This window comes from Arthrobacter sp. SD1074B (assembly GCF_056780195.1).
Genome location: NZ_JBRAZT010000001.1, coordinates 69,550 through 95,430, shown reverse-complemented (window position 1 = coordinate 95,430; position 25,881 = coordinate 69,550). Strand labels below are relative to the sequence as shown.

General features: G+C 66.8%; 26 protein-coding genes. 18 read left to right on the top strand and 8 right to left on the bottom strand.

Annotated features, from left to right (window positions below):
* Nucleotides 1–227: 227 nt before the first annotated feature.
* Genes ACUYM2_RS00485 through ACUYM2_RS00460 form a run of 6 tightly spaced genes read left to right on the top strand, consistent with a single transcriptional unit; the run spans nt 228 to nt 6,975 of the window.
* The gene (locus ACUYM2_RS00485) at nt 228–1,286 is read left to right on the top strand and encodes a LacI family DNA-binding transcriptional regulator (RefSeq protein WP_481598278.1); all 1,059 of its coding nucleotides are present in this window, start codon (nt 228–230) and stop codon (nt 1,284–1,286) included.
* Nucleotides 1,273–2,499 carry an extracellular solute-binding protein gene (locus ACUYM2_RS00480; RefSeq protein WP_481598277.1) on the top strand — a complete coding sequence of 409 codons (1,227 nt, stop codon included), beginning with the start codon at nt 1,273–1,275 and terminating at the stop codon, nt 2,497–2,499. The genes ACUYM2_RS00485 and ACUYM2_RS00480 overlap by 14 nt, the downstream gene beginning before the upstream one ends.
* On the top strand, nt 2,496–3,629 hold the full coding sequence (locus tag ACUYM2_RS00475; RefSeq protein WP_481598276.1) for an ABC transporter ATP-binding protein: 1,134 nt from the start codon (nt 2,496–2,498) through the stop codon (nt 3,627–3,629). Before ACUYM2_RS00480 ends, ACUYM2_RS00475 begins: the two co-directional genes overlap by 4 nt.
* A complete protein-coding gene (locus ACUYM2_RS00470) occupies nt 3,626–4,549 on the top strand; it encodes an ABC transporter permease (protein WP_481598275.1) in 924 nt (307 codons plus the stop codon). The genes ACUYM2_RS00475 and ACUYM2_RS00470 overlap by 4 nt, the downstream gene beginning before the upstream one ends.
* Nucleotides 4,549–5,427 (top strand): ABC transporter permease, encoded by an 879-nt coding sequence (locus ACUYM2_RS00465; RefSeq protein WP_481598274.1) that lies wholly within the window; start codon nt 4,549–4,551, stop codon nt 5,425–5,427. The genes ACUYM2_RS00470 and ACUYM2_RS00465 overlap by 1 nt, the downstream gene beginning before the upstream one ends.
* A gap of 48 nt (nt 5,428–5,475) precedes the next feature.
* Complete coding sequence (locus ACUYM2_RS00460; protein WP_481598273.1) at nt 5,476–6,975, top strand: mannitol dehydrogenase family protein; 1,500 nt, start codon at nt 5,476–5,478, stop codon at nt 6,973–6,975.
* 14 nt (nt 6,976–6,989) lie between these two features.
* Here the strand turns inward: ACUYM2_RS00460 and ACUYM2_RS00455 are convergent, their stop codons facing one another.
* Complete coding sequence (locus ACUYM2_RS00455; RefSeq protein WP_481598272.1) at nt 6,990–7,451, bottom strand: DUF4190 domain-containing protein; 462 nt, start codon at nt 7,449–7,451, stop codon at nt 6,990–6,992.
* A 132-nt stretch (nt 7,452–7,583) separates the two neighbouring features.
* Between ACUYM2_RS00455 and pgm the strand changes: the two genes are divergently transcribed.
* Nucleotides 7,584–9,245: a phosphoglucomutase (alpha-D-glucose-1,6-bisphosphate-dependent) gene (gene pgm, locus ACUYM2_RS00450; protein ID WP_481598271.1), complete on the top strand. Its 1,662-nt coding sequence runs from the start codon at nt 7,584–7,586 to the stop codon at nt 9,243–9,245.
* 76 nt (nt 9,246–9,321) lie between these two features.
* Here pgm and ACUYM2_RS00445 read toward each other — a convergent pair whose 3' ends face one another.
* The 5 genes from ACUYM2_RS00445 to ACUYM2_RS00425 form a co-directional block, all read right to left on the bottom strand.
* Nucleotides 9,322–10,491: a GGDEF domain-containing protein gene (locus tag ACUYM2_RS00445; protein ID WP_481598270.1), complete on the bottom strand. Its 1,170-nt coding sequence runs from the start codon at nt 10,489–10,491 to the stop codon at nt 9,322–9,324.
* Nucleotides 10,492–10,594: 103 nt separating this feature from the next.
* Nucleotides 10,595–11,155: a 2'-5' RNA ligase family protein gene (locus ACUYM2_RS00440; RefSeq protein ID WP_481598269.1), complete on the bottom strand. Its 561-nt coding sequence runs from the start codon at nt 11,153–11,155 to the stop codon at nt 10,595–10,597.
* 48 nt (nt 11,156–11,203) lie between these two features.
* The gene (locus ACUYM2_RS00435; RefSeq protein WP_481598268.1) at nt 11,204–11,809 is read right to left on the bottom strand and encodes a malonic semialdehyde reductase; all 606 of its coding nucleotides are present in this window, start codon (nt 11,807–11,809) and stop codon (nt 11,204–11,206) included.
* Nucleotides 11,810–11,977: 168 nt separating this feature from the next.
* Entirely contained in the window at nt 11,978–12,718 is a 741-nt protein-coding gene (locus tag ACUYM2_RS00430; RefSeq protein ID WP_481598267.1) for a phosphotransferase, read from the bottom strand.
* A gap of 238 nt (nt 12,719–12,956) precedes the next feature.
* Nucleotides 12,957–13,535, bottom strand: a complete 579-nt coding sequence (locus tag ACUYM2_RS00425; protein ID WP_481598266.1) for a flavodoxin domain-containing protein — start codon at nt 13,533–13,535, stop codon at nt 12,957–12,959.
* 526 nt (nt 13,536–14,061) lie between these two features.
* On the opposite strand from ACUYM2_RS00425, the gene ACUYM2_RS00420 reads away from it, so the two are divergent.
* From ACUYM2_RS00420 to ACUYM2_RS00380, 9 genes are all read left to right on the top strand, one after another.
* Nucleotides 14,062–15,801, top strand: a complete 1,740-nt coding sequence (locus ACUYM2_RS00420) for an HNH endonuclease signature motif containing protein (protein WP_481598265.1) — start codon at nt 14,062–14,064, stop codon at nt 15,799–15,801.
* Nucleotides 15,802–16,020: 219 nt separating this feature from the next.
* Nucleotides 16,021–16,353 (top strand): hypothetical protein, encoded by a 333-nt coding sequence (locus ACUYM2_RS00415; RefSeq protein WP_481598264.1) that lies wholly within the window; start codon nt 16,021–16,023, stop codon nt 16,351–16,353.
* A gap of 415 nt (nt 16,354–16,768) precedes the next feature.
* Entirely contained in the window at nt 16,769–18,001 is a 1,233-nt protein-coding gene (locus tag ACUYM2_RS00410) for a multicopper oxidase domain-containing protein (protein WP_481598263.1), read from the top strand.
* A gap of 39 nt (nt 18,002–18,040) precedes the next feature.
* Entirely contained in the window at nt 18,041–18,700 is a 660-nt protein-coding gene (locus ACUYM2_RS00405; protein ID WP_481598262.1) for a class I SAM-dependent DNA methyltransferase, read from the top strand.
* 180 nt (nt 18,701–18,880) lie between these two features.
* Nucleotides 18,881–19,336, top strand: a complete 456-nt coding sequence (locus ACUYM2_RS00400) for a hypothetical protein (protein ID WP_481598261.1) — start codon at nt 18,881–18,883, stop codon at nt 19,334–19,336.
* Nucleotides 19,337–19,458: 122 nt separating this feature from the next.
* A complete protein-coding gene (locus tag ACUYM2_RS00395) occupies nt 19,459–20,733 on the top strand; it encodes an NAD(P)/FAD-dependent oxidoreductase (protein WP_481598260.1) in 1,275 nt (424 codons plus the stop codon).
* A 98-nt stretch (nt 20,734–20,831) separates the two neighbouring features.
* A complete protein-coding gene (locus ACUYM2_RS00390) occupies nt 20,832–21,035 on the top strand; it encodes a hypothetical protein (RefSeq protein ID WP_481598259.1) in 204 nt (67 codons plus the stop codon).
* Between the two features lie 49 nt (nt 21,036–21,084).
* On the top strand, nt 21,085–21,507 hold the full coding sequence (gene arfB, locus ACUYM2_RS00385; protein WP_481598258.1) for an alternative ribosome rescue aminoacyl-tRNA hydrolase ArfB: 423 nt from the start codon (nt 21,085–21,087) through the stop codon (nt 21,505–21,507).
* 103 nt (nt 21,508–21,610) lie between these two features.
* The gene (locus tag ACUYM2_RS00380) at nt 21,611–22,966 is read left to right on the top strand and encodes a uracil-xanthine permease family protein (RefSeq protein ID WP_481598257.1); all 1,356 of its coding nucleotides are present in this window, start codon (nt 21,611–21,613) and stop codon (nt 22,964–22,966) included.
* Between the two features lie 92 nt (nt 22,967–23,058).
* On the opposite strand, the gene ACUYM2_RS00375 is transcribed toward ACUYM2_RS00380, so the two are convergent.
* Entirely contained in the window at nt 23,059–23,589 is a 531-nt protein-coding gene (locus ACUYM2_RS00375) for a hypothetical protein (protein ID WP_481598256.1), read from the bottom strand.
* Between the two features lie 65 nt (nt 23,590–23,654).
* On the bottom strand, nt 23,655–24,551 hold the full coding sequence (locus tag ACUYM2_RS00370) for an SDR family oxidoreductase (protein WP_481598255.1): 897 nt from the start codon (nt 24,549–24,551) through the stop codon (nt 23,655–23,657).
* 101 nt (nt 24,552–24,652) lie between these two features.
* Between ACUYM2_RS00370 and ACUYM2_RS00365 the strand changes: the two genes are divergently transcribed.
* Together ACUYM2_RS00365 and ACUYM2_RS00360 are read left to right on the top strand one after the other, a co-directional pair.
* The gene (locus ACUYM2_RS00365) at nt 24,653–25,144 is read left to right on the top strand and encodes a DUF6328 family protein (RefSeq protein ID WP_481598254.1); all 492 of its coding nucleotides are present in this window, start codon (nt 24,653–24,655) and stop codon (nt 25,142–25,144) included.
* A gap of 3 nt (nt 25,145–25,147) precedes the next feature.
* On the top strand, nt 25,148–25,858 hold the full coding sequence (locus ACUYM2_RS00360; RefSeq protein ID WP_481598253.1) for a DUF6766 family protein: 711 nt from the start codon (nt 25,148–25,150) through the stop codon (nt 25,856–25,858).
* Nucleotides 25,859–25,881 lie beyond the last annotated feature (23 nt).

Below are 25,881 nucleotides of genomic sequence, written 5' to 3'. Positions count from 1 at the left end.
CTCCAATGAAACAAAATGCAACAAAATCAACAGTTGGACTAAATCTAAATATGCATGCGGATGGCCCGTAAAGCAATAAAAAACCTGTAATTACCGGGAATTCGCCGCGGACGAAGCGAGCCCGCAAATAATTTCCCCCCAAAGTATTGACAGATGAATGCAAACGGTTGCAGGATGTGACGGACCGCACATGAAGGCGGCTGACGACGATGTTAGGTGAAGTACGCATGAAGGGATCCATCACGGTCCGGGACGTGGCGAAGGCGCTGGGCGTCTCGCCGTCGACGGTGTCCAGGGCCCTCTCCTCCTCGGACCTGGTCGCCCCCCGAACCCGCCAGCAGATCATCGACAAGGCCCGCGAACTGGGGTACACCCCCAACAACGCCGCCCGGGGCCTCGCCACCGGCCGCAAGGGGACGCTCGGCCTGGTGGTGCCGGATCTCGAGAACCCCTACTTCGCCTCGGTCACCAAGGGCGTGCAGGCAAGGGCATTGGCCGCGGGCTACTCGGTGTTTGTAGCCGACTCCGATGAGGACAGCCGCGTGGAGCGGGAATTGGTGCGCAAGCTCAAGCCGCAGGTGGACGGGCTGATTCTGTGCTCCTCACGGATGTCCGACGCGGACCTGGCGTCGCTGCTCGGTGGCATTCCCGTCCTGCTGATCAACCGGCGCATGCAAGGTCTGCCGGACATCACCGTAAATGACCAGGAAATCGTCCGCCAGGCGCTCGAGCACCTCCACGCCCTGGGACACCGGAAGGTCGGCTACGCCGGCGGTCCCACCGGTTCCTGGTCGGACCAGCAACGCCGACTGGGCATCGAACAGGCCGTCCCGGGCCTGGCCGGCCTTGAGGTGATCTCACTGGGATCGTTCGCACCGGTCTTCGGTGGCGGTCAGTCCGCCGCGGATCTTGCCGTAGCAGCCGGCCTCACGGCCGTTCTGGCGTACAACGACCTGATGGCCCTGGGCATCATCGCCCGGTTGCATGCCCGGGGCATCTCCGTCCCGGACGAGATGAGCGTGGTCGGCATTGACGACATCAACGCCGCAACCCTCGTCTCCCCCGCTTTGACCACTGTCCGGGCGCCCCTGCGGAAGGTTGGCAGCGCCGCCGTTGACCGGCTGGTCGACAGCCTGGACCCCCACGCGGCCACCCGGGCCGCCGAATACCTCCCGATCGAAATCGTTGTCCGGCAGTCCACATCCGTAGTGCCCTCAGCCATCCGTGAGCGTCCGTCCGGCAACGCTGCCGGACGCAATGAAAGGAAATCCCATGCGAGCATCTAGAAGAGTCCAGTGGGCAGCAACCCTCGGAGTGGCCGGGTTGCTGGCCACCGGTTGCGGCGCCCCGGGGAGCGACAACGCTTCCGCCGCGACGCTGTCCGCCGGAAGCGTTCCGGAGAAGCCCTCCAAGGCCGTCACCCTGAACATCCTTGACGTCGCCGGCAACAAGCAGCTCACCGGCGCCATCTTCGACCAATTCGCCAAGGACCACCCGGACATCGTTTCGTCGGTCACCTGGGAGACCGCCGGGGCCCCCGACATGGCTGGCAAGGTCAAGGCCCAGCAGCAGGCCGGGAACCTGAAGATCGACCTGGTGCTGACCGGAACCGACGGTCTCGCCGCTGGCATCAGCGAAAGCCTCTTCGCCCCGGTTGCCAAGGATTACAAGGACCGGCTGGGCAACATGGCCAACTACCAGGAGCCGGCGGCGGCAATGCAGAAGCTTGCCGAGGACCAGGCCGTTGAGCTGACGTATTACCCTTCCGGACCGCTGCTGGAATACAACCCGGACAAGGTCCCGAACCCGCCGACCACGGCGGAAGAGCTCCTGGCATGGGCCAAGGATCACCCGGGCCGCTTCGGCTACGCCCGTCCGGCGAACTCCGGACCCGGCCGCACCTTCCTGATGGGCCTGCCCTACATCCTCGGCGACTCCGACCCGAAAGACCCGGTCAACGGCTGGAGCAAGACGTGGGATTACCTCAAGCAGCTCAACCAGACAATCTCCTCCTACCCGACTGGCACGGGCGTGACTATGAACAACCTGAAGAACGGCACCTGGGACATGGCGCTCACCACCACGGGCTGGGACATCAACCCCCGCGCCCTGGGCCAGGTTCCGGAGAACTTCAAGACGCAGGCTCTTAAGAACTTCACCTGGGTCACCGACGCGCAGTACGCCGCGGTCCCCAAGGGCGTTTCCGCGGACAAGATGGCGGCGATCCTGCAGGTGCTGCAGTACGCGCTGACCCCGGAACAGCAGGCCAAGACGTTTGATACCGGCTACTTCTACCCCGGCCCGGCGATCAAGGACGTCTCCATTGACCTTGCTCCGCAGGCCAGCAAGGACGTCATCGCGAAGTTCGGCCGGCCTGAATACGACGCGCTGATCAAGGACAACCCCAAGGCCACGCCCATCGATGCCGCCGCCCTGGTGAAGGCCTTTGATACCTGGGACACCCAGGTGGCCACCGGAAAGGTTGAGCAGAAGAAATGAGCATTCACGCCACGAATTTTGAGACGCTCGAGCTTGAAAATGTGGCTCGTTCGTTCGGCGGCCAGAACGCGCTCCGGAACCTTAATCTCTCGATCCGTAGCGGGGAGTTCATCGCCTTGCTTGGGCCCTCCGGTTGCGGCAAGTCGACCGCATTGAACTGCCTGGCCGGCCTGCTGCCGCTGACCGGCGGCCGCATCCTGATGGACGGCAAGCAGATCGACCAGCTACCGCCCGAGAAGCGCGGCTTCGGCATGGTTTTCCAGAACTACGCCCTCTTCCCGCACCTGAGCGTGGAGAAGAACATCGCGTTTGGCCTGGAAATGCGCAACGTTCCCAAGGCGGAAATCAAGAAGCGTGTGGCCGAGGCGATCGAACTCGTCCAGCTGGGGCCGCACGCGAGCAAGTTGCCCGGCCAGATGTCCGGCGGTCAACAGCAGCGCGTGGCTATCGCCCGCGCCGTGGTGCTCCGCCCCCCGCTGGTCCTTATGGACGAGCCGCTGTCGAACCTGGACGCGAAGCTGCGCCTGGAGATGCGGACCGAAATCCGCCGCCTGCACCAGTCCTTGGGCCTCACCACGCTTTACGTGACGCACGACCAGGAGGAAGCTTTGTCCCTGGCGGACCGGCTCGTGGTGCTGCGCCTCGGTGAAGTCCAGCAGGTGGGAACGCCGCAGGAGCTTCAAGAACGTCCCGCCAACTGGCACGTCGCGGACTTCATGGGCTACCGCAACCTGCTGGAGGGCGTAGTGGAACGGGTCCACGGCGGTGCCGTCACCGTTTCGGTCCTGGGCACCACGATGACCGGTTCAGCGCAGGAGCCGCTCCGTGCCGGCGACGCGGTCAAGATCGGGCTCCGTCCGGAGGACTTCGACATCGCACCGGCAGGCTCGGCACCCGCCGGCCTGGCCAGCATCGATGCCACCGTTGAAGTCGTCGAATACCAGGGCCGTGAGTTCGCGGTCGAGGCTCGGTCCGACGCCGGGAAGCCCCTGCACGTTCGCACGGCGCGGCACGTGGAGCCGGGCCAACGGGTCACCCTCACCGCCTCGCAGGACCGGGTGCTGGTGTTCCCTGCCGAGTTGGCGGCGACGGCGAAGTCCGCCCCGGAGTTTGAGGCGGCGGCGCTGTGACCGTTACCGGGCAGCGCCCCGGGCCGGCGAAGCAGGGCACAACCACCCGGCCGGCGTTGTCCCACCGGATGGCCGAGCGCGGGATCGACAAGCTCTTGCTCCTGTTACTGCCTGCGCTGTTGTTCGCCCTGGTGCTGTTCGTGTACCCGTTCGTGTACGGCCTCGGCCTGTCGTTCCAGCCCAAGACCGGCGGCCTGTTCGGCGCGTACGTGAAGTTCTTCACGGATCCCTCGGTCCGGGGGCTGGACTCGATCTGGGTGACCCTGCAGTTGGCGCTCCCCGCCGCCCTGCTGAACGTCCTGGTCTCGGTGCCGCTCGCCTACAAGATGCGCGGGAAATTCCGCGGCAAGCGGGCGCTGACCACCGTCCTCGTCATCCCGATCACGCTGGGCACCGTCCTCACCGCCGAGGGCCTCTTGAACTTCTTCGGCCAGCGCGGCTGGCTGAACCGTTTCCTGGGCGTTCTTGGCTTCGAGCCTCTGCAGCTGGTCCAGAACTACTGGGGCGTGCTCTGGTCGCTGATCATCTCCGGGTTCCCGTTCGCGTTCCTGCTCATCCTGTCCTACCTGTCCGGCATCGATCCCTCCCTTGAGGCGGCCGCCCGTACCCTGGGCGCGGACTGGAAGCAGCGCTTCCGCCGGATCACGCTGCCGCTGCTGGCACCCGGCCTGGCCATCACGTTCTGCCTGACCTTTGTCCTGGCCTTCAGCGTCTTCCCGTCCGCCATCCTGGTCGGTGATCCGTCAGGGTCCACCCGGGTCATCGCCTACGTGGCGTACAACGCCTGGGGGCAGCAATTCGACTACCCGCTCGCGTCCGCAGCGGCCATCATCATGGGCGTCGTGGAACTGATCGTCATCATCCTGGTGCTGATCTGGCGCTCCCGCATGTACAAAGGATCCACCGGAGGTAAGGGCTGATGAGCACTGCACTGAAACCAAGGGGCGGCACCACGCCGCGGGCCGCCAAACGGCCGCTGGCAGCTTCCCCCGGCACGTTCCTGATCTGGGGAAGCATGGCCGTATTCTTGCTGCTGCTGCTCGGCGTCGTCTCCTCAGTGGTGGTCAACTCCTTCGCCAAGGAGTGGTTCGACACGTGGCTCCCCTCCGGCTACACGCCCGCCTGGTACGCGGATGCGTGGAAGGAGTACGACCTCAGCCAGGTCATCGGGACGACCCTGACGGTCTCCGTCGCCGTCGTCGGAATCTCCGTCCTGATCGGCGCGCCTGCGTCCTATGTACTGGCTCGGCGCAACTTTCCGGGGAAGAGCATTCTGATGCTCATCTTCCTGCTGCCCATCATGATGCCTCCCATCACCTACGGCATCCCGCTGGCGACGCTGCTCACCTATTACCACCTGGCACCCGGCCTGACCGGCGTCATCTTGGCCAACCTTGTCCCGTCCATCCCGTTCGTCATCCTGACCATGACGCCGTTCATCGAACAGATCAACCCCTCGATCGAGTCGGCCGCGCGGATGTGCGGCGCCAACATGCTGCGGCTCTTCACGAAGATCCTCGCCCCGCTGCTGGTTCCGGGTATCCTCGCCGCCGCGGTCCTGGTGCTGGTCCGGACAGTGGGCATGTTCGAACTGACGTTCCTGACCTCAGACTCGACGTCGGACACCTTGGTGGTCGCCTTGTTCACCGCCATGACAGGTGCCGGCATCCGCGCCCAGCAGTCTGTCGACGCTATGGCCGTCGTCTACATGCTCATGATGATGGTCCTGCTGGTGGTGGCCCTCCGCTTCGTCAATCCGACCCAGCTTGTTTCCCAGGTGCGGGAAGAGACCGACTGACCGCCGGGCTGCCGCTAGCGCCGCCCTCCCCCGGCTGAAAGGCCAATGATGCCTGCAACCACCCTGACCGACCGTCTGTCGCTGGCCACTGTGCCTGCGGCCGCCAAGCGCCCCGGCGTCACCGGCCCGGCCGTGGATCCCCGCGCGCTGAGCACCGGCATTGTCCATTTCGGCGTCGGCGCCTTCCACCGTGCGCACCAGGCCGTCTACACCGAGGACGCCGCCGCAGCCGCGGGCGACACCCGGTGGGGGATCCTTGGCGTCACCGGCCGTTCCGCGAAAGTTGCGGATCAGCTCGGGCCGCAGGACGGCCTCTACTCCGTGCTCACCAAGGCCAGGGATTCGTCATCGCTGCACGTCGTGGGATCACTGCGCAGGGTGGCGTTTCCCGGGGCGGACTCTGAGGAAGTATTGCGGACGCTGGCTGCAGAGAACGTCCACTTGGCTTCCCTGACCATTACGGAGAAGGGCTACCCGCGCACGCTCAACGGAGCCCTGGATCTGGCCAATCCGGGGGTCGCAGCCGACGTCGGGGCGCTCAGGGCGGAGCTTGCGGGCCAGCAGTTCGCCGGCGCTGCCCGCACCCCCCTCGGCCTGCTGACGCGCGGTCTGGCACGGCGCCATGCGAACTCCGGTGCCCCCTTCGCCGTCGTCTGTTGTGACAACCTCCTGTCCAACGGCGGCGTCACCCGCGGCCTGGTGCTGGCCCTCGCGGAGGCCGCGGGGGCGGATCGGCTGCTCGAATGGCTCGATACCGCCGTCACCTTCCCCTCCACCATGGTGGACCGGATTGTCCCCGCGACAACCGAGGCCAACCGTCGGGAAGCCGAACGGATGCTCGGCCTGCGGGACGAGGGCCTGGTGGTTGCGGAGCCGTTTGGCCAGTGGATCATCGAGGACAACTTCAAGGTGCCGCGCCCGGAATGGGAACGTGCGGGGGCCGTCGTAACCGCCGACGTCGGCGTTTTTGAGGTCGCCAAGCTGCGGATGCTCAATGCCACCCACTCCCTGCTGGCCTATCTGGGTGCACTGCGCGGGTACCCCACGATCGCCGATGCCGTCTCCTCGGATGGCCTGGCGCAAGAGGCCCGCCGCTTGCAGCGCAACGACATCATTCCTACCCTCGCGGCGCCGCCCGGCACCGATCTGGCGGATTACGGCGAGTCGATCCTGGACCGCTTCGCCAACCCGAACCTGGGGCACACCACGATCCAGGTCGCCATGGACGGGTCGCAGAAGCTGCCGGTCAGGATCCTCGGGACAGTCGCGGACCGCCTGGCCGCGGGCGAAGTACCAGAATCCGCCGCGCTGCTGGTTGCCGCCTGGATAGTGTTCATTTGCCGGGGGCGGGACGTTAACGGCCGCCCCCTGATACTGGACGACCCTCTGGCGGACGTGCTCCGGGAGGCCGCAGCTGGCCCGGAATCCGGGCTCGCAGACCGGCTGCTGGCGGTGCAGGAGATTTTCCCCGCAGCCGTGGCCGAGCACCCTGAGTTCCGTGCAGCGGTAGACAGCGCGGTCCGACGCCTGCTCGCAGAGGTTCCGTAGGCCGCCGGGCCGCCCTAGCGGGTGATGAAGTCCGCGTTAGCGAAGGCGACCCCCAGCGTCACGACCACCAGAAGGGTGATGGCAATCGCCGCATAACCAAGGATCAAGCTCGCGATGGCCAGGCCCTTGCCGCCCGGCTCCCGGTTCAAGGCCAGGTGCCCCAGGACGACGCCGGCCAGCTGCGGTAGCAGGAAGAAGCCGAAGCCCAGGAACGCCGCGATGCCGCAGCACAGGCTGGCGATGCTCAGGCCCTTCGGCGCAGCAGGCACTCCGTAGTAGTACGGCTGGCCGTAGGCGTCGGCGTAAGGACCCGCCGGCTGGCCGTAGGCGTCGTAGCTGCCGGCCGACTGGCCCAGGTGCGGCGCCCCGGCTGGCATCGGCGGAACATGGCCGTCATCTCCGTACGGCGGACGATATGGCGGCGGCTGGTAGCCGCGGTATTCCTCGCCGTTCCCGGGCCTGGGCTGCTCGGTCATGAAATTCCCCTCCGACGTGTGTACGTCCAGATTAGCGCCGCGCCGTTTTCCTGGCCGTAGCTGCCACGTCACAGCGGCCCCGTTTCCAGCGAAATCATGTTGCGGGGGCGCCTCGTCTGGCATGCTGGAGCCATGGCTAGCCGCGCGGGCACAGTTGCCCAACCCCAAGACCTTGTTGACCTCACTGCGCTCCTGGACGCGTACTACGACGTTTCGCCGGATCTGGGCGACCCTGGCCAACGGGTGGCGTTCGGGACTTCCGGCCACCGGGGGTCGAGCCTCAAGGCGTCGTTCAACGAACCGCATATCCTTGCCATCACCCAGGCCATCGTGGAATACCGCACCGGCCAGGGCATCACCGGCCCCCTGTACCTCGCCAAGGACACGCACGCCCTGAGCGAGCCGGCGCAGAACTCCGCCCTTGAGGTCCTGGCGGCGAACGGCGTGCACGTGCTGATCGACGCCCGCCACGGCTACACGCCCACCCCGGCCCTTAGCCACGCCATCCTGACGCACAACAACAACTCCGCTGCGGGGGCGCCGCAGGCCGACGGCATCGTGGTGACTCCGAGCCACAACCCGCCCGGCGACGGCGGCTTCAAGTACAACCCGCCGCACGGTGGACCGGCCGACACCGACGCCACCGGCTGGATCGCCAACCGCGCCAACGAGCTTCTTGAGAACGGCCTGCGCGGGGTGAAGCGGGTTCCCATCTCGGACGCCATGGCCGCCGGCACCACCGGGAAGTTCGACTTCCTGAGCAGCTACGTCGATGACCTGCCCTCGGTGCTTGACCTGAACGCGATCCGCGAGGCGGGTGTCCGGATCGGCGCCGACCCCATGGGCGGCGCTTCGGTGGACTACTGGGGAGAAATCGGCGAACGCCACCACCTCAACCTCACCGTGGTGAACCCGACCGTGGACCCGCAGTGGGCCTTCATGACGCTGGACTGGGACGAAAAAATCCGGATGGACTGCTCCTCGCCGTCGGCGATGGCCTCCCTGATCAGCCGCATGTCTGTTGGTGCGGACGGGTCCGCAGCCTTCGACGTCGCCACCGGCAACGACGCCGACGCCGACCGGCACGGCATCGTGACCCCTGACGGCGGGCTGATGAACCCCAACCACTATCTCGCCGTCGCGATCGATTACCTGTACCGGCACCGCAGCGGCTGGAATCCCCAGTCGGTGATCGGCAAGACCCTGGTGTCCTCGTCCATCATCGACCGGGTCGCCGAAAGCCTTGGCCGGAAGCTCGTGGAGGTGCCGGTCGGTTTCAAGTGGTTCGTGCCAGGGCTGCTGTCCGGCGAGGGCGCCTTCGGCGGGGAGGAATCCGCCGGCGCCTCCTTCAACAAGAAGGACGGCAGCGTCTGGACCACCGATAAGGACGGCATCCTGCTGGCACTGCTGGCGTCCGAGATTACGGCGGTCACCGGCAAGTCGCCGTCGCAGTTGTACAAGGGCCTCACCGACAAGTTCGGTGATCCCGTTTACGCCCGCATCGACGCCGCCGCTACGCGCGAGCAGAAGGCTGCCCTGGGCAAGCTGTCGCCGTCGGACGTCACCGCGACGGAATTGGCCGGCGAGACCATCACCGCCAAGCTGACCGAGGCGCCCGGCAACGGCGCGGCCATCGGCGGACTGAAGGTGGTCACCGAAAACGCCTGGTTCGCGGCCAGGCCTTCCGGCACCGAGGACGTCTACAAGATCTACGCCGAGTCCTTCAAGGGCGCGGAGCACCTCAAGCAGGTGCAGGCCGAGGCCAAAGCCCTGGTGGACGGGGTTATTTCCTAACGGGGCGGCCGGGTCCGGCGGCCGTGGAGGCGCCGGGCCCCGCTTCAGCCACGCCCGGCGCACCGGTCGTCCGGCCTTAGGCGGTCTGCTCCTCCTCGCAGAGGCTGGCGGCCAGCACCGACCGGTCCCGACCGAGCGTCTTCGCGCGGTACAGGGCGGCGTCGGCCGAGGCGACCAGGGCCTCCAGGTCAGCCCGGCCGGGGCCGGTCGAGGCGATGCCATAGCTTACGGTGGGCAGCCTGGCTTCCACACCCGGCTGCGCCTCCTGCAGCCGGCGGCTGATGGTGGCCGCCATCTCGCCGGCGCGTTCCGGTGTGACGCCTGGCAGGAGCAGGATGAATTCCTCGCCCCCGTAGCGTCCCACGAGGTCGGTGGAGCGGACCGAGGACGTACACGCGGCGGCGAACGTCTGCAGCGCGGAGTCTCCGGCGGCATGCCCGTACTTGTCGTTGACGGCCTTGAAGTGGTCCAGGTCCGCCAGCACCAGCGCCGCCGTGGTCCGGGCGTTGCCGAGCCTGCGCAGTTCGTTCGCCGCCAGGTCCATAAATGCGGTGCGGTTCAGGAGGCCGGTGAGCCCGTCAACCGTGGCGCGTGCCCTGAGGTCCCGGGTCAGCTGTTCGTTGCTCAACTCGGCCATGGTGAAGGACGCAAGCACCAGGACAATCGACGTGAGCAGCGTGGTCACCACCGAACCGAAATAGGCGACGAACACGGGTCCGTCCGGACCGTCCAGGAGAAACGCAACCAGCCGGCCCGCGTAGAAGACGGTCAGGAAACCGGAACCGAGGGCGAGGGGCCGGTGCACCCGGGAGTAGTCGACGTCGAGCAGGAAAAGCTCTCGGGAGGAGAGCCCGAGCATCAGCGCCATCATGCCCAGCAGGACCGGCCCGCCGGACCAGCTATTTGTCGCCGGGTGGTCCAGCACCGACACGACGCCCGTCACCACCGGCCCTGCCAGGAGGAACCACAGCCCGGGGTTTCCACTCCGCAGTGAGCGGGCACCGGCCCACATGGCTCCGGCACCGCCGACCAGCAGGGTATTGCCCAGCGGATTGGCCCATGCCTGATGGGGAGTGCCGTCCAGCAGGTAGGACGCGGATCCGGTGAGGAAGAGCAGCAGCGCCGAGCACCACCAGGCGCTGAAGGGTGAGCGGGTCCGCCGGTAGATGATGAAGTAGAACAGGCACAGCAGCGTCAGGGTTACGACAGCCAAGGCGACGCGCAAGGTGGAGGTGTCAAGCATCATCCCGTGGTTCCCCCAGCATGCACCCAGTGACCCCAGTAGTCGTCGGTGTCAGTCCCAATTTGACCCCAGTATTGCACCTCGGACGGATAATGAAGAGGTTCATTCACAATGCGGCCTCCCAGAGCCGGAGCACCCGCCGCGTGGCGTGTCCGCCGTCGGGGGCCATGTCCACCAGGGCGACCCGGTCCAGCACCAGATGCCCCCCTGCACGGGGGGCCGTGCCGCCGCGGTGCGACACGTGCGGGCGGTAGCCTGCCATGGTGTAGCCGGGGGTGGCAATGCGTCCGGGCAGCGCCTCGACCACTCCGACCAGGCCTTCGTGAAGGGCCTGGAGCGGGGCGCTGGGTTCGATCAGGCTGACCGGGATGGAGCCGGAACGGCCGAAGCCCGCCTCCGGTCCAACGGTCACGGCGGAGCCCAGTGCTGCCCGGACCGGCGCGTCCATGCGCCCGGCCAGCTGGCTGGCCAGCATGTCCCTGGCGACGGCGGTGCCGGCGGCACCGCCGAGGGCGTCGGCGTCGTATTCCCCGGCACCTGCGTCGGCGGGAAGCGGCTCGACGACGTCGAACTTCACCAGCGTGATGTGCAACGGCCAGGCGTCCCGCGGGAATTCCATTCCCTCGGTGACAGGCTCCAGGAAAGCGACCACAATCAGGTTGCGCATGGGCATAGTCTGCCACCGCCCTCCGACACCGGCGGCGCCGCGCGGGCGTCAGACGGTGCGGACCACGTCCTCGTAGGCGAACTTCGGCTTCGGAGCGCCCCAGGCATCCTCGGCGGCCTGGCCGATGTTAACGACCATGAAGCTCTTCTGGCTGCCGTCCGGGAAGAACGCGGTGTCGATCTTGCCGAAGTCAGCGCCTGTCATCGGTCCGGCGGAGAGTCCCAGCGACCGGACGGCGAGGATGAAGTAACCGGCCTGCAGGTGGGCGTTGTTGTTCCCGGTGGCCGCGGCGAGGTCCGGGGCGGCATCGTACATGGCCTTGGGGGCGTTGTAGCCGGGAAGGAAGGTGTCCCACTGCTCATGCCAGGCGGTGTCGACGCTGAGGATCGCAACCAGCGGCGCGGAAACCGTCTTCGCGCGGTTCCCGGCGGACAGGGCCGCCACCAGAGTGGCGCGGGCCTCATCCGACCGGACATAGGTGACGCGCAGCGGCTGGGAATTGAACGCGGTGGGTCCGAACTTTGTCAGCTCGTAGATCGCCCTGGCCTGCTCGTCCGTGACTTCACCGGTGAAGGCGTTGGCTGTGCGCGCCTGCGCAAAGATTGCGTCCACCGCTGCGGCGTCGATTACTGCTTCTTCATGGGCGATCGTCATTCGCGTCCCTTTCGCTGGGCTCGCCCCGTCCGGGGCGCTTCTGCTGTCCCTAGGTTCAACGGAGGCCCGGGACGGCTGCTTCCCGGCACACCGAGTGACGTCGCCCACTCGCAGGAAGACCCACCACGACATGGTTGCGGCGTCCGGGCGGTTGTTCCGGGCCGGTAGTCATTCCTGCCCCGCGAGCCGCACCATTCGAAGACTGTCGCGGCGGTACATGGCGGCGTGGTGGTTCAGATCCGAACGGCCGGTCGCGGCCGCCCGCCCATCGGAGTAGTCGGCCAGTTCACGAAGCCTGGCCCCAAGAGTTTCCAACACGTTGCGGCGCGAGAAGGCGAAACCATACCCCGCAATCAACTCATCCAGGCGGCCCAGCAACTCCGGCCGCTCCGGCGCACCGGGTCCGCCGCCTTCGATCAGCGGCACCAGCTGGTAGGCCAGGTAGCAGAAATCCCAGATCCGAGGGCCGGGTGAGGCCGCGTCAAAGTCGAAAACGCCGGCAAACTGCCTCTCCTGAAACACCATGTTGTACGGGGCGAAGTCGTTGTGGCAGACGACCTCAACCGGTTCATGGGTTGGCGACTGCCAGCTCAGCGGCTGCCGGGCCAACTCGACGCTGGCGTCGTGCAGCTGCCGGAGCAGTGCCGCCGCGTCCCGGAGGATCGAGGGGTGCCAAATCCACGCCGGCAGCGGATACTGCACCACCTCTCCGGGCAGGAACGACAGGATTTCGCGGCCCCGCTCGTCCAGGCCCGCCGCTACCGGAACGCGGCTGATCCCGCTCGCGCGGAAGGTGTCCAGCAAGGCGTGAACGGCCGGCGTCCACGGGCCGGAATTCCTGCGGACGGTGTCCCCCACGCGCACCACGACGCTGGAATTGCCGCCGTCAAGGATCTCTTCGCTCACCATCCTCCCAAATCTAGACGACGGGCGGATCTGGTTTCATGTCGCCTGCTCCCGCCGCTTCCGCCACGCCGCCTCGCGCCCAGGAGCCCAGGAGCCCAGGAGCCCATCGACACGGCCAAACCCCGGGTTGTGTGGCATCCGTTGCGGCCTTCGCTGCATCCGTGTTGGTGATGTCCCAGGACACCGCCAGCGGGTCATTGTGTTCGCGGAGTGCCGGGTCCCTCCTTTCACCCGAATTTGTTCAGCCGCCCGACGGCCGGTCTGGCGGGAGACCTTGGTCGTCCGTGTCCTCTGAAGCGGTGGTCGAAGCGGGTTGCGTGAGTTGGGCTGTAATTCCATCAGTCCAGCCGTCGACGGCCGCCCAGTCCCGCAGGTCTCCAAAGCGTCCGCCGGTAAGCCGGAACACGAGCCGGAGCGGCGCCGGCATCTGGCGAGCCTCGTAGACACCCGAGAAGATTTTGTGGCCGCGAAGGGGAACATCCTGAAACTGAGATCGTTCCAGTCGCTGCTGCTGCAGCAGGGCACCCCGTTTGCGAAACGGCTTTGGCAGCGCGTCGGACATTCCCACGCTGAACGCCCAGACAGGCCGCTTGGCCAGCTCGTGCGCATGCTGTGAGACGAACAGCAAAGCCGGGGGAAGCCAGGCCTGGTTGTGAATGGCGCTGCCGACCACCACGGCGTCGTAGCCTGAGACAGACTCGATTTCCTCCGCGGACCGGCACTCGACCTCGCCCAGCGCAACAGCCACGCGGTCAGCTATGTGTTGAGCGATTTCCCGGGTGGACCCCAGTGCACTCGCATAGGCAACGAGAACCTTCATGGTTGACCCTCCTACCTTCCTCGCTCCAGTGTGTTGGAAGCTGGGGCGGTTGGAATCGGCCATAGGTCCCGCCACGGCCAGCGCGGGGTCATAGCTTCGTGGACGTCGAGCGGCAGCCTGAGAGTCCAGCAGCCCGACACTGGATGCTGCTAATAATGTCGGTGCCCAGCAAGAGAATTAGTCCGTGGGAATCAGTGCATCTCTCGCTTCCCGTCTGCCCGTGCAGCCGGGCTCTGCCGCTTGGCGGGTCTCGGTGGGGTGGGGCGTGCTGCTCCGGTACGAAGATGGTGCCGGCTGTTCTGCCGAGGCCGGCGGTGCCGGCAATAATGTCGTAGGTCCGCGGCAGGATTGATTCATGGGAACCAGCGCAGCTCTCGCTTTTCTTCCGGCCATCCGGCCCGGGGATGCTGTCTGCCGGAAGTCGGTGGGGCGGGGCGTGCTGCTCCGGCCAGCGGATGGTGCCGGCTGTTCCGTCGAGGCCGGCGGTGCGGGCAATAGTGTCGTAGGTCCGCGGCAGGATTGATTCATGGGAACCAGCGCAGCTCTCAGCGTTTCTCCGGCGGCCCGGGCCGGGGGTGCTGCGCGCGGGGTTCCGTCGCTGGGGAGTGTTCTGGGGCAGTTGCGGGAGTTGTGCGCGACGGCGGTGGGGGACGCGGCGCTGTTCGGGGTCGGAGAGGCCGCGGAGTACGCCGCCGGGATCGAGGAACTCGCCCGGGCCGTGGAGTACCTGCAGCTCGTCGGCGCCGCCGCGGTGGACCGCACCCGCAAGGAAGCCGCCGCCGGCAACTCCCCGGCCCTGGATGACGGCTACCGCAAGAGCGGGGACTTCCTGCGGGACCGGCTGCAGATCACCGGCACCGAAGCCCACCGCCGCCTGTCACTGACCACCGCGGTCCTGCCGCGCACCGGGATCACCGGCCAGGCCCTCCCGCCCCTGCACGAGGAACTCGCCGCCGCCGTGGCCGCCGGGAGTGTCCCGTCCCGGTCCGCGACCATCATCGCCCAGGCCCTGGACCGGGTCCGGCCCCTGTGCGGCGCGGACACGACCGCCCGGATGGAACACTCCCTCACGGCCACCGCGGCCGGGCACGACCCGGACTTCCTGGCCCGGATCGCCCGGCGCTGGATGGACGCCATCGACCAGGACGGCGCCGAACCTTCCGAGGAAGTCCTGCGCCAGTTACAGGGCGCGTTCATCCGCCGCCCCCGCCACGGCCTGCACCACCTGGAAATCTTCGCCACCACCGAACAATTCGAACACCTCCTCACCGTAATGAACACCGCCACCAACCCCCGCACCACCCCCGGCACCCAAGACCCCGCTGACACGGCCACCGGTGACGCGGCCACCGGAGTCGGCGGAGGAGCCTTGTCCGCAACCGCCGGCCCCGGCGAAGAGGCAGGGCCCGGCGGAGAGGCAGGGCCCGGTGACGGGGCGGGCGGGTTCGTGCCGGGCGGGCTGGACTGGCGGTCCCGGCCGCAGAAATCCCTCGACGGCCTGGTCGGCGCCTGCAAAATAGCCCTCGCCTCCGGCGGGCTGCCCGCCACCGGAGGCCTCCGGCCCCAGATCATGGTCACCATCGACCACCGCGACCTCCTCGAACACCTCCTAAACGCCACCAGCACCAGCACCAGCACCAGCACCGACCCTGCCACCAACACCGCCCCTGACATCGAAACCCAAACAGGCTCGTTCGCCAGCGCCGTGGACGCAGCCGGCCGCACTGACGGCGGAGCGGGCATGCCCGACTTCGGCAAAACAGGAATCATCGGGGGCACCCGGGCCGGGGACGCAAGCGCCGGCAGACGCACCCCCGGCGTCGGGACCGGCCCGTTCGGGTTCACCGGCACCGGGACCCTGGCCCTCACCGGCCCCGTCACCGCCGGGACCATCCGCAAAATCGCCTGCGACGCCGACATCATCCCCGTCCTGCTCGGCAGCCAGGGCCGCATCCTCGACATCGGCCGCACCACCCGGATCTTCCCGCCCCACATCCGCAAAGCCATCACCGCCCGCGACCAAGGCTGCGCCTTCCCCAACTGCACCATCCCCGCCACCTGGTGCGAAGCCCACCACATCACCTACTGGTCCCGCGGCGGCACCACCAGCACCGACAACGGCGTCCTCCTCTGCTCCCACCACCACCACCTCATCCACAAAGAACAATGGACCATCCACAACCGCGCCGGAATCCCCTGGTTCATCCCGCCACCCCACCTCGACCCCCGCCAAACACCCCAAAGAAACCACTACTTCAGATACTGAACCACCACGCCCGGCATAGGCGGTGGCGTACGACGTCGGGGCCGGCCTCACGAGCCGAGGACGAAGATCCCGTCCGGTCCCTCGGCAGCCCGCCGTGAACCCGCGTTCGCGTAGACGCTCACGGACCAAGGCGAACCCTCGCAGAACGGGCCGAGGTGCCAGCCAGAACACCGATGGGTCAGGGCGAGGCCGGAGACGGCGGCCGCTAGATCTTGCTGTTTGGGTCCTCCCCGGGCCTGGGTAGAGGTTCCGACGATCAAGCCGCCGCCGGTGGTCAAGATCGAGGAGATCTGCTGGAAGGTCGTCGTCAGCCGAACCGATTCCACAGCCAAGATCCAGGATCTGGGCCCGCCGCGGACTCAGCATGTCGACGAACCGCGCGTCGACTTCGAAGTCGCAGCCGGAGACAGCCAGGTGGCGCATCTTGGCGGCGTACGCAACGTAATCCGGTCCGTGGCTCACGGGTTCAGTTTGCCACGGCCGGCGGGGCACTTCGGCGCTCAGCGCCGCCAGCTGGACGGCGTCGTCATCGAGACCCCGACCATGCCGTAGCGTTCCAGAATCGGTCGTGAATACTCGGTTGAGTTGCTGCGGAGAGCGTCTTGCCCCGTGACAGCGCAGCCCGGGCATGAGCCGCGGTGACCGCCCGGTACATCCCCCGGCCGCGCCGTTCCTCGCATGTGGCCACGCCCCAGAGGCCCGCAAACTCAGTGGGCGGCGGCCGCGCCCGGGGTCTCTGCATCTGTCCGGAGCTGCTGGTCATACGCCGCAATAGATACCGCTATATGCATCGGCCCCCACGGTACAACGCCCGGGCAGCCCTGCTCCGACCGACGTATGCGGGACAAGATCCGGGGTCCCAGCCCTACGCATAAACGGCTCTCCGTCCTACGCTTAAGTCGCTAAGCCTCAAGTCTCTTGGTTAGGTATGGATTCGAAGGCAGGCCAACAAATGGGCAGTCATGTCATGACGCTGGAACAAGCGCGCCGGGGTCCTCTCTTCTGGCCGCGACGGATTCTGGTTGCGCTGTACGTCGCCATGGCCGCGGCTCTAGTGACGACTGTGGCCCTCGCAGGCTGCACGGCGATGGCAACGCCCGCCGAGGGACGATACGTTCCGCAGACCCGGACCTACTTCATCGGAGCGGACGAGGTGGACTGGAACTATGCGCCGTCCGGGGTGAACCAGAACGCGGGCGCACCCTTTGACAAAACCGCGGCCGTCTTTACACAGCAAGGCCCGCAGCGGATCGGCACCACGTACGTGAAGTCGCTGTACCGTGACTACACCGACGCGTCCTTCACGAAGCTCAAGCCGCGCAGCGACGCGGACAGGCATCTCGGCATGCTCGGCCCGGTCATCCGAGGCGTCGTCGGTGACACCATTAAGGTGGTCTTCAAGAACAACCTTGACCGCCCAGCGTCGGTGCACGTCCATGGCGTCTTCTACGACAAGGCCAACGAGGGCGCCCCGTACGAGGATGGCACCGGGGCGTCGGACCACGGTGACGACGCTGTTCCGCCGGGAACCGTTTACACCTACAACTACAAGGTGCCGGACAGGGCCGGCCCCGGCCCAATGGACGGGAGTTCCGTGATGTGGATGTACCACTCGCACAAGGACGAGGTCGGAGACGACTATGCCGGCCTGGTCGGTCCGATGGTCATCACCAAGGCTGACGCGGCCCGCACGGACGGAACCCCAAACGACGTCGACCGGGAATTCTTCGTCCAGTTCAAGGTCAGTGATGAAAACGCCAGCCCGTACCTTAAACGCAACATCGGCCGCTTCGCCGGCGCCCCGGGTTCCGTGGACCCGGCCAATGAAGAATTCCGCGAAAGCAACCTGATGCACTCGATCAACGGCTATGTTTTCGGCAACCTGCCGCTGGATGCGCTGACCATGAAGAAAGACGAACGGGTCCGCTGGTACCTGATGGGCATGGGCACTGAAGTCGACCTGCACACCCCGCATTGGCACGGAAACACCGCGACGGCGCTGGGGATGCGCACCGACGTCGTGAACCTGCTGCCTGCGAGCATGGTGGTAGCCGACATGGTCCCCGATGACGTAGGCACCTGGCTGTTCCACTGCCACGTCAACGACCACCTCAGCGCCGGGATGTCAGTCCGATACCGGGTGGTTGACGCAGCGAGCCCCGGCAGCGGCAACGGCGGCCATTCCGGCCACACGTCCTAAAGGGACAGGGGCGGCGGCCCGGATGGGTAGGCTCGGACAATGGCAAACCCCGCGACCCTGGCCGACATCCGATCCGGCTACGACGCGGTAGCCGAGGCCTACGCGGCGGCGCTCCCCGACACCAGCTTCGAGTCACCCCTCGATCTGGCCATGGTCGACGAGTTCTCCGCGCTGGTGCGCTGCGCGCCCGGCCGGCAAGTGATCGACGCCGGATGCGGCGCCGGCCGGATGAGCGCGCACCTCGGCGACGCCGGGCTGTACGTTTCCGGGGTGGATCTCTCGCCGGAAATGGTCCGGACTGCGAGGCGGCTTCATCCCGTGCTCACGTTCGACGTCGGCGAGCTGGCAGAGCTTCCCGTCAACGATGGCGCCACGGACGGCATCCTTGCCTGGTACTCCATCATCCATTCCTCCCCGGCAGCCCTGCCCGCGATCGCCTGCGAGTTCTGGCGGGTACTCCGTCCCGGCGGCTTGGCACTCCTTGCCTTCCAAGTGGGCAGCGGCCACCGCACCATCGAGCGCGCCTACGGGCACGACGTCGAGCTCCGGGCAGAACTGCACTCTCCCGACGACGTGTCCCTCCGTTTCACGGAGCAGGGCTTCGTGCTGCGCGCGCAACTGGTCCGCGCGGCTCGGCCCCTGGAAAAGCACCCGCAGGCGATCCTGCTCATGGCCAAACCGCCGGCGCCGCTAACGTGAAGCGGGTGCAATAGAGGCCGTTAGCAGCGGTCGGTTCCCGCACCCGGTCGCCATTGCCGAAGAGCAGTCGATGCCGCAGACTGACGGAGAGCGGGCGGCGTCGACGCCAATGAAGGGGGCTGATGCAGGCACTCACCGTCACCCCAGGAACAGCAAGCCGTCAACACAGAGGAGACCGCCGTGCAGAACCCCACACCGGCCAATGCGGACAACGTCCAGCGACAACTAGCAATCTTTGACGTGGTCAAGCGTGCACCCGGGAAGACCCTGTCGGAGGTGAAGGCCATGCTCACCAAGGCGTTCACCGAACGCGGACTGTCCCGGCAACCGGAACCCTGGCTGGACGCTGTGGCAGCGGAAGCGTCATATGGCAAGCCCTACCTCGTGGACCTCCCTGCCGCAGTGGCCGCCGACAGCATCACGGCCGCCCCGGACCGACTTGTCGAAGTCGCGCTCGGCGAGCGCCGGGTACTGCGGGAGTCCAGGCCCGTCACAGCTTCGGGAAACGGCGGCGCTGCCTCCATACCCGGGACTGCAGACACCTCCTGGCGCACGCTGTTGCGTCTTTCCGGGGCCGCCCTGGCAGCCGTCCTGGCGACCGCGGCGGTCCGTGCGGCCCTTCGCTGGCGAAAGTGATGACCATACCGGCGTGCCTCTGACGTCTGCTGCGCGCGCCACGCCGGCGGACGGCCCGACCGGTTCGCCCGCGGTTTCCATAGGCACTGTTATCCGGGCCCGGGGAGGAGTAGGTTGCTCGGATGAAGGACACGTACCAGGTCATTGTGGTCGGTGCCGGATTCGCCGGTCTTGCGGCCGCCAAAGAACTCGGTCGCAAGGGCATACGCGTGTTGCTCATCGACTCGAATAACTACCACCAGTTCCAGCCGCTGCTGTACCAGGTCGCCACCTCGCAGATAGGGGTGTCAGCCGTCACCAGGCCAATCCGGTCCGTCCTCCGGCGGCTCCGAAGCGTGCGGGTGCTGACCGCCGACATTGCGTCCGTAGACGTCGTGAACCATGCGGTCACTACCGTCGACGGCGAGACGTTCAGCGCGCAGATCCTGGTCATCGCAGTGGGCGCCGTACCGAACTTTTTCAATACTCCCGGCGCGGAGGAACACGCCTTGCCCCTGTATTCGGTCACCGACGCAACCACTCTCGGCACCAGCCTGACCCGGCTGCTTGACCGGGCTGACCGGGATCCCGACGTGCCCGTGGACGTCGTTGTGGTCGGCGGAGGCCCGACCGGCGTGGAAACCGCGGGGGCCTTGGCCGAAAACATCAAGTTTGTGGTGACCAAGTACTTCTCCCCCGAGCTCGCGGCACGCTGCCGGGTACACCTGGTGGACATGGTCCCCAGCGTGCTCGCCATGTTCTCTTCGAAGTCCCAGGCCTACACAACCCAACGACTGAAGAAAATCGGGGTGCAGCTGCACATGGGGGTCGGCGTCACCGAGGTTCGGGCTGACGGTGTGACGCTGGCCGACGGAACCGAGATACCCAGCCGGATCGTTGTCTGGGCCGGCGGCCTCAAGGCGGGAAACCTCCTGGCCGGTTCCGGACTGCCGCAAGGCAAAGGGGGGCGCATCGACGTCCGGCCGGACCTGACGGCGCCCGGCGCCGAGGGTGTCTACGTCATTGGCGATGCGGCCAACATTACTGATGCGACCGGAGCCAAGCTGCCGCAGCTGGGCTCAGTCGCCCAGCAGGCGGGGAACTGGGCCGCCCGCAACATCCACGCAGACATCAGCGGCGGCACCCGGCAACCTTTTCATTACACCGACAAGGGATACATGGCGATGATCGGCCGGGGCGCCGCCGTCGCCGAGCTTGGGCGTAAACGGCTCCAGCTCCAGGGACCCCTGGCGTTCCTGTCCTGGCTCCTGGTGCACCTGGCCCTCCTGTCCGGAACCCAGCAGAAGATCCGCGCGCTGTTTTCCTGGCTCAACGGCTACATCTTCCACAGCCCCGCGCAGGTCGTCGTCGGAGGAACAGAGCGCGGCATCGAGTCCGGCCCGCAGCCCGGGCGGTAGCCCACCCGGGCGGGGCTGCCCAGGACGTGCATTCTCCCTGTAGGATCGGACATTCAGGGCCGGGGGCCGAACCCCGGCATGGCGGTACGGAGGGCACGATGAGCGACAAACTGCATCTCACCCCGGATGAGGGCTTTCCGGAAGATCTGGCCGCCGTCGAAGACCAGCAGCTGCAGGTCCTCGATAGCCAGATCCAGCGCCAGCTGGACTTTGAGGTCGTTGCTGAGGGCGAGCCAAACCCGGAGACGGAATTCCGGCACTATGAGCTGGATGAGGAGTTCCAAACCCGCGACGACCGTTAGCGCAACGGCGGGGTGCTCCATCCTGTCCGGATCGTGAAACGCTGGGGTCATGGATCTGGAGGTGTCGCCCGCGCTCACCATTCCGGCGGCCGAACTGCGGTGGAGGTTTTCCCGTTCGTCCGGGCCGGGTGGTCAACACGTTAACACCTCTGACAGCCGCGTCGAACTTTCCTGGGACATCGGGCGTTCGGCAGTGCTTTCCGAGGGCCAGCGGCTGATGCTGGTATCCCGGTTCGGATCACGCCTGGTCGCCGGAGTCATCACCGTGACCTCCTCCGAGCAGCGCTCCCAGCTGCGCAACCGCGAGATCGCGCTGGGGAAACTCTCCGAGCTGGTCGCGGAAGGGCTGGCGCCCGCTGGCCCCCGACGCCGGGCGACCAAACCCACCCGCGGATCGAACCGTCGGCGCCTCGCCGCAAAGGGGCAGCGGTCGGAGACGAAACGGCAGCGCAGGCGGCCTTCCGCCGAGTAGCGGCATGGCTGGGCCCCAGCGGGCCGTGCCCGGCCGGCGCGGTAAAGTGGCACCGGAAGATTCCTTCCCGGTCCCGCCACACATTCTTGAAAGGCTCGCTGCAATGAGCATGCTCGGCACCAAATGGAAGATCCACGGAAACGGCAAGTCCATCCGCCCCGGCGAGGTTGTCAGGCCGGACGAGCGCCTCGCGTGGCCGCTGACCATCGGCGTGGGCATGCAGCACGTTGTGGCCATGTTCGGCGCCACCTTCCTGGTCCCGATCATCACCGGCATGCCGCCTGCCACCACCCTCTTCTTCTCCGGCATCGGCACCCTGCTCTTCCTGGTCATGACCAAGGGCCGGGTGCCCAGCTACCTCGGTTCCTCCTTCGCTTTCATCGCCCCGATCATGGCCTCGCAGCAGCAGTTCGGGATCCCCGGCGCGCTGGGCGGCGTGGTGCTGGCCGGCGTCGGGCTGGCCATCATCGGCGCCGTCGTGCAGAAGTTCGGCGCGGGCTGGATCAACCGGCTTATGCCCCCGATCGTCACCGGCGCCATTGTGGGGCTGATCGGCCTGAACCTGGCCCCCGCCGCCAAGAACAACTTCGACGCGGCCCCCATCACCGCCCTGATCACCCTCGCCGTGATTATCGTGGTCAGCGTTTCCTTCCGCGGCATCCTGGGCCGCCTCAGCATCCTGGTCGGCGTCGTGGTGGGCTACATCGTCGCGATGATCCGCGGTGAGGTCAATTTCGCCAAGGTCGACGCCGCCGCCTGGGTCGGGCTTCCGCACTTCCAGACCCCCGAATTCCACCTCGGCGTCGTCGGTCTGTTCGTCCCGGTGGTGCTGGTGCTCGTGGCGGAGAACATCGGCCACGTGAAGTCGGTGTCCGCCATGACCGGGCAGAACCTCGACGGCGTCTCCGGCCGCGCGCTGATGGCCGACGGCGCCGCGACCGTCCTCGCCGGCCTGGGCGGCGGATCCGGGACGACCACGTACGCTGAAAACATCGGCGTTATGGCCGCCACGAAGGTCTATTCGACGGCGGCATACTGGGTGGCCGGCATCTTTGCCATCGTGTTGAGTTTTTCGCCGAAGTTCGGCGAACTGATCGCCACCGTCCCGGCCGGGGTGCTCGGCGGCGCCGCCACCATGCTTTACGGCATGATCGGCGTCCTGGGCGTGAAGATCTGGGTGCAGAACAAGGTCAACTTCTCCAACCCGATCAACCTCACGACCGCCGCCGTGGCCCTGATCGTCGGCATCGCGGACTACACCTGGACCATCGGGGACCTCAAGTTCACCGGCATCGCGCTGGGTTCCGCCGCTGCCCTGGTGATTTACCACGGCATGAAGGCCATCGCGAAGGCCCGCGGCACCGTGGCCGAACCGGAGACCGAGAACGCATCCGCCGTCGGGGCCGTCAAGGGCGCGGTCAACGCCGCCGCGAAGCGCGCGCCCAGGAAGCGCCGCTAACTATCCAAGGCGGCAACCAGAAGGCCGGCGCCCTCCCACCGTGTGGTGGCAGGGCGCCGGCCTTCCGTGTGAATGCCGCGGTCTAGTCGCGTCTATCCGGCGTCGAACGACTCTGCGTCGTCGCTGTCACGGTCCTTCGGTGACTGCTCGTCCGGCAGATCCGTGCCGCTGCCGTCAGGAATCCCGGCGGCGTCCTGGCCGGACTCCGAGGAGAACGGGCGGCCCGGCTCGGGTTCCTCGGTGTTGGCCGCGTCCATATCCGCTTCCGAGGAGGGCACAGCGCCGCCGCTTTCGGCTGCAGCTTCGTTGCCCGGCTCGAAGCCGGCTTCGGTGCTTTCGTTTTCCGCGTTCATCTGTTCCTCTGTTCCTCCGAAGCGTCCGGCTCCGGGTTCTCCTGCACTGTCTTGGTCTTCGGCGCCGAACTGGCTCAGGTCGGGCGCCCCCGCCGGGTACGTCTCCCCGTCCGGGCTGTCCTGGTTGAGGCCTGCGGCGTCGAAGGCTTCCTCATCGCGCGGCTGCGCGAAGGTCTTCGCGTCCCCTTCCGGCAATTCCTGCTCCGCGGTGGGTGTACCGTAGCCGCCCGCCTCTTCTTCGATGGGGCGTCCCTGCTGGTCCTGAGTCATGACGTTCCTCCTGCTTTCTGGGATTTGGCCGGTTGCATCTGAATGGTCGGTTCTGGCTGGCCTGCTCAAAGGCCCTTGCCACCGGTCACTGGCAGCACCGCGCCGGAGATGTAGGACCCGTGGTCGGACGCGAGGAGCACGTAGGCCGGGGCAAGCTCCGCGGGCTGGCCGGCACGGCCAAGGGGCGTGTCCTGGCCGAAGCTGGGGAGCTTGTCCGGCCATTCTGTCGCCGGAATCAGCGGTGTCCAGATGGGGCCGGGAGCCACCGCATTGACCCGGATACCCTTGGGCCCCAGTTCCTGGGCCAGGGCCTTGGTGAAAGCCACCTGGGCCGCCTTGGTCATGGCGTAGTCGATGAGCTCCGGCGACGGGTTGAAGGCCTGGATGGACGCCGTCGTGATGATGGACGCCCCCGGCAACAAACGTGGAACCGCCGCACGCGCGGTCCACAAGAGGGAGTACAGGTTGGTCTTAAAGACCCGATCGAACTCCTCGGTGGGCAGCGATTCGAAGTTATCGCGGTTCTTTTGGTAGGCCGCATTCAGCACCAGGACGTCGAGCCGTCCGAACTCTGCGAGCGCGTCCTCGACGATCTTGGCCGCGAATTCCTCGCTGCGCCCGTCACCCGGCAGAAGGAGCGCCTTGCGGCCGGCTTTCCGGATCCACTCGGCAGTGTCCCGGGCATCGTCCTCCTCTTCCGGAAGGTAGGAGATGGCGACGTCGGCCCCTTCGCGGGCGAACGCGATCGCCACCGCTTTGCCGATTCCGGAGTCCCCGCCAGTGATCAGCGCAGCCTTGCCCTCGAGCGCCTCGCTGCCCTCGTAACTGAGCTCCCCGTGATCCGGTTTTGGCTCCATCGGCGCTGTCAGTCCGGGCTGTTCCTGGACCTGCTCGGGAAAGGGGCCGGCGTGGTAGCCGCCCCTGGGATCTTTTGGCTGGTCCTGCTGCTTAGAGTTGCTCAATAGTCCACCTACCCAAATGTGCCGGTTTTCCTGTCCCCCCACCGTACCCGAAAATCGTCAGTAAGCTTAGTACCAAGTTTTGATCCACGTTAGGAGCGACGATGCCAAATGTCGAGGAGTCCCGCAAAGACGGCCGGGACGAGAGCTTCGACGAGAAGATGGACCGCAACTGGGCGGAGCTCCTGCAGGAGCTGCGGGTGCTTCAGACCGGCGTGCAGATCCTCGCCGGCTTCCTGCTGACGCTGCCGTTCCAGAACCGCTTCGAGACGCTGGACGACTTTCAACTGACGCTCTATCTCGCCAACGTCGTCCTGGCGGCGCTGACCACCGCGCTGATCCTGCTGCCGGTCAGCACGCACCGTCGGCTCTTCCGCCAAGGGCTCAAGGACACCCTCGTGGCCAGCGCGGACCGCATCGCGAAAGTGGCACTGGCCGGCGTCGCGCTCCTGAGCGTGGGGACCTCTGCGCTCGTCTTCGATGTGACGGCCGGCCGTGCCGCCGGGCTTACCGCCGGCGCCGCCCTGCTCGCCGTACTGTTGGTCCTGCTCGTGCTGATCCCCAGCAGGCTTCGCCACCGGGCCCGCCAGGACTAAGCCTTGACGGACACCGCACGTCACACCGACCACCCAGACACGGGAGCAAAGATGCGCAAGTGGGCCAAGGAACACGGGCTGCTGCTGGCCAACATTGGACTTTTTGTTGTCTTCTTCGGCGGCATGGTCGCCACCGGGGCCGCCGACTACAGCGAGGACCAGGTCGCCCACGGCCAGTCCGCCGTCGGAATTTTCGAGTATCTGGGGACGGGCGCGTTCCTGGAAGCGACGTTCGAAAACTGGGAGTCGGAGTTCCTGCAGATGGGCATGTACGTCATCCTGACGGTGTTCCTCTTTCAAAAGGGATCCTCGGAGTCCAAGCCGATGGACAAGAAGGCCCCGCAGGATGAGGATCCGCGGCACGCCCCGATCAAGGCGGCGACACCGTGGCCGGTGCGCCGCGGCGGATGGGTGCTCAAACTGTATGAACACTCCCTGTCGATCATGTTCCTGCTGCTGTTCCTGATGTCGGTGGCGCTCCACGCAGTCGGCGGCAGCGAGGAATACAGCCAGGAGCAGCAGGCCCACGGCCAGCCGCCGGTCAGCGTGCTGGGCTATCTCGGGACCAGCCGGTTCTGGTTCGAGTCGTTCCAGAACTGGCAGAGCGAATTCCTGGCCGTGGCGGTGCTGGTGGGTGCATCTGTGTACTTGCGTGAAAAGGGCTCGCCGGAGTCCAAGCCGGTCGCCGAACCGCACTACGAAACCGGCACCTAACCTCGGGCGGCCGGCGCTGACGG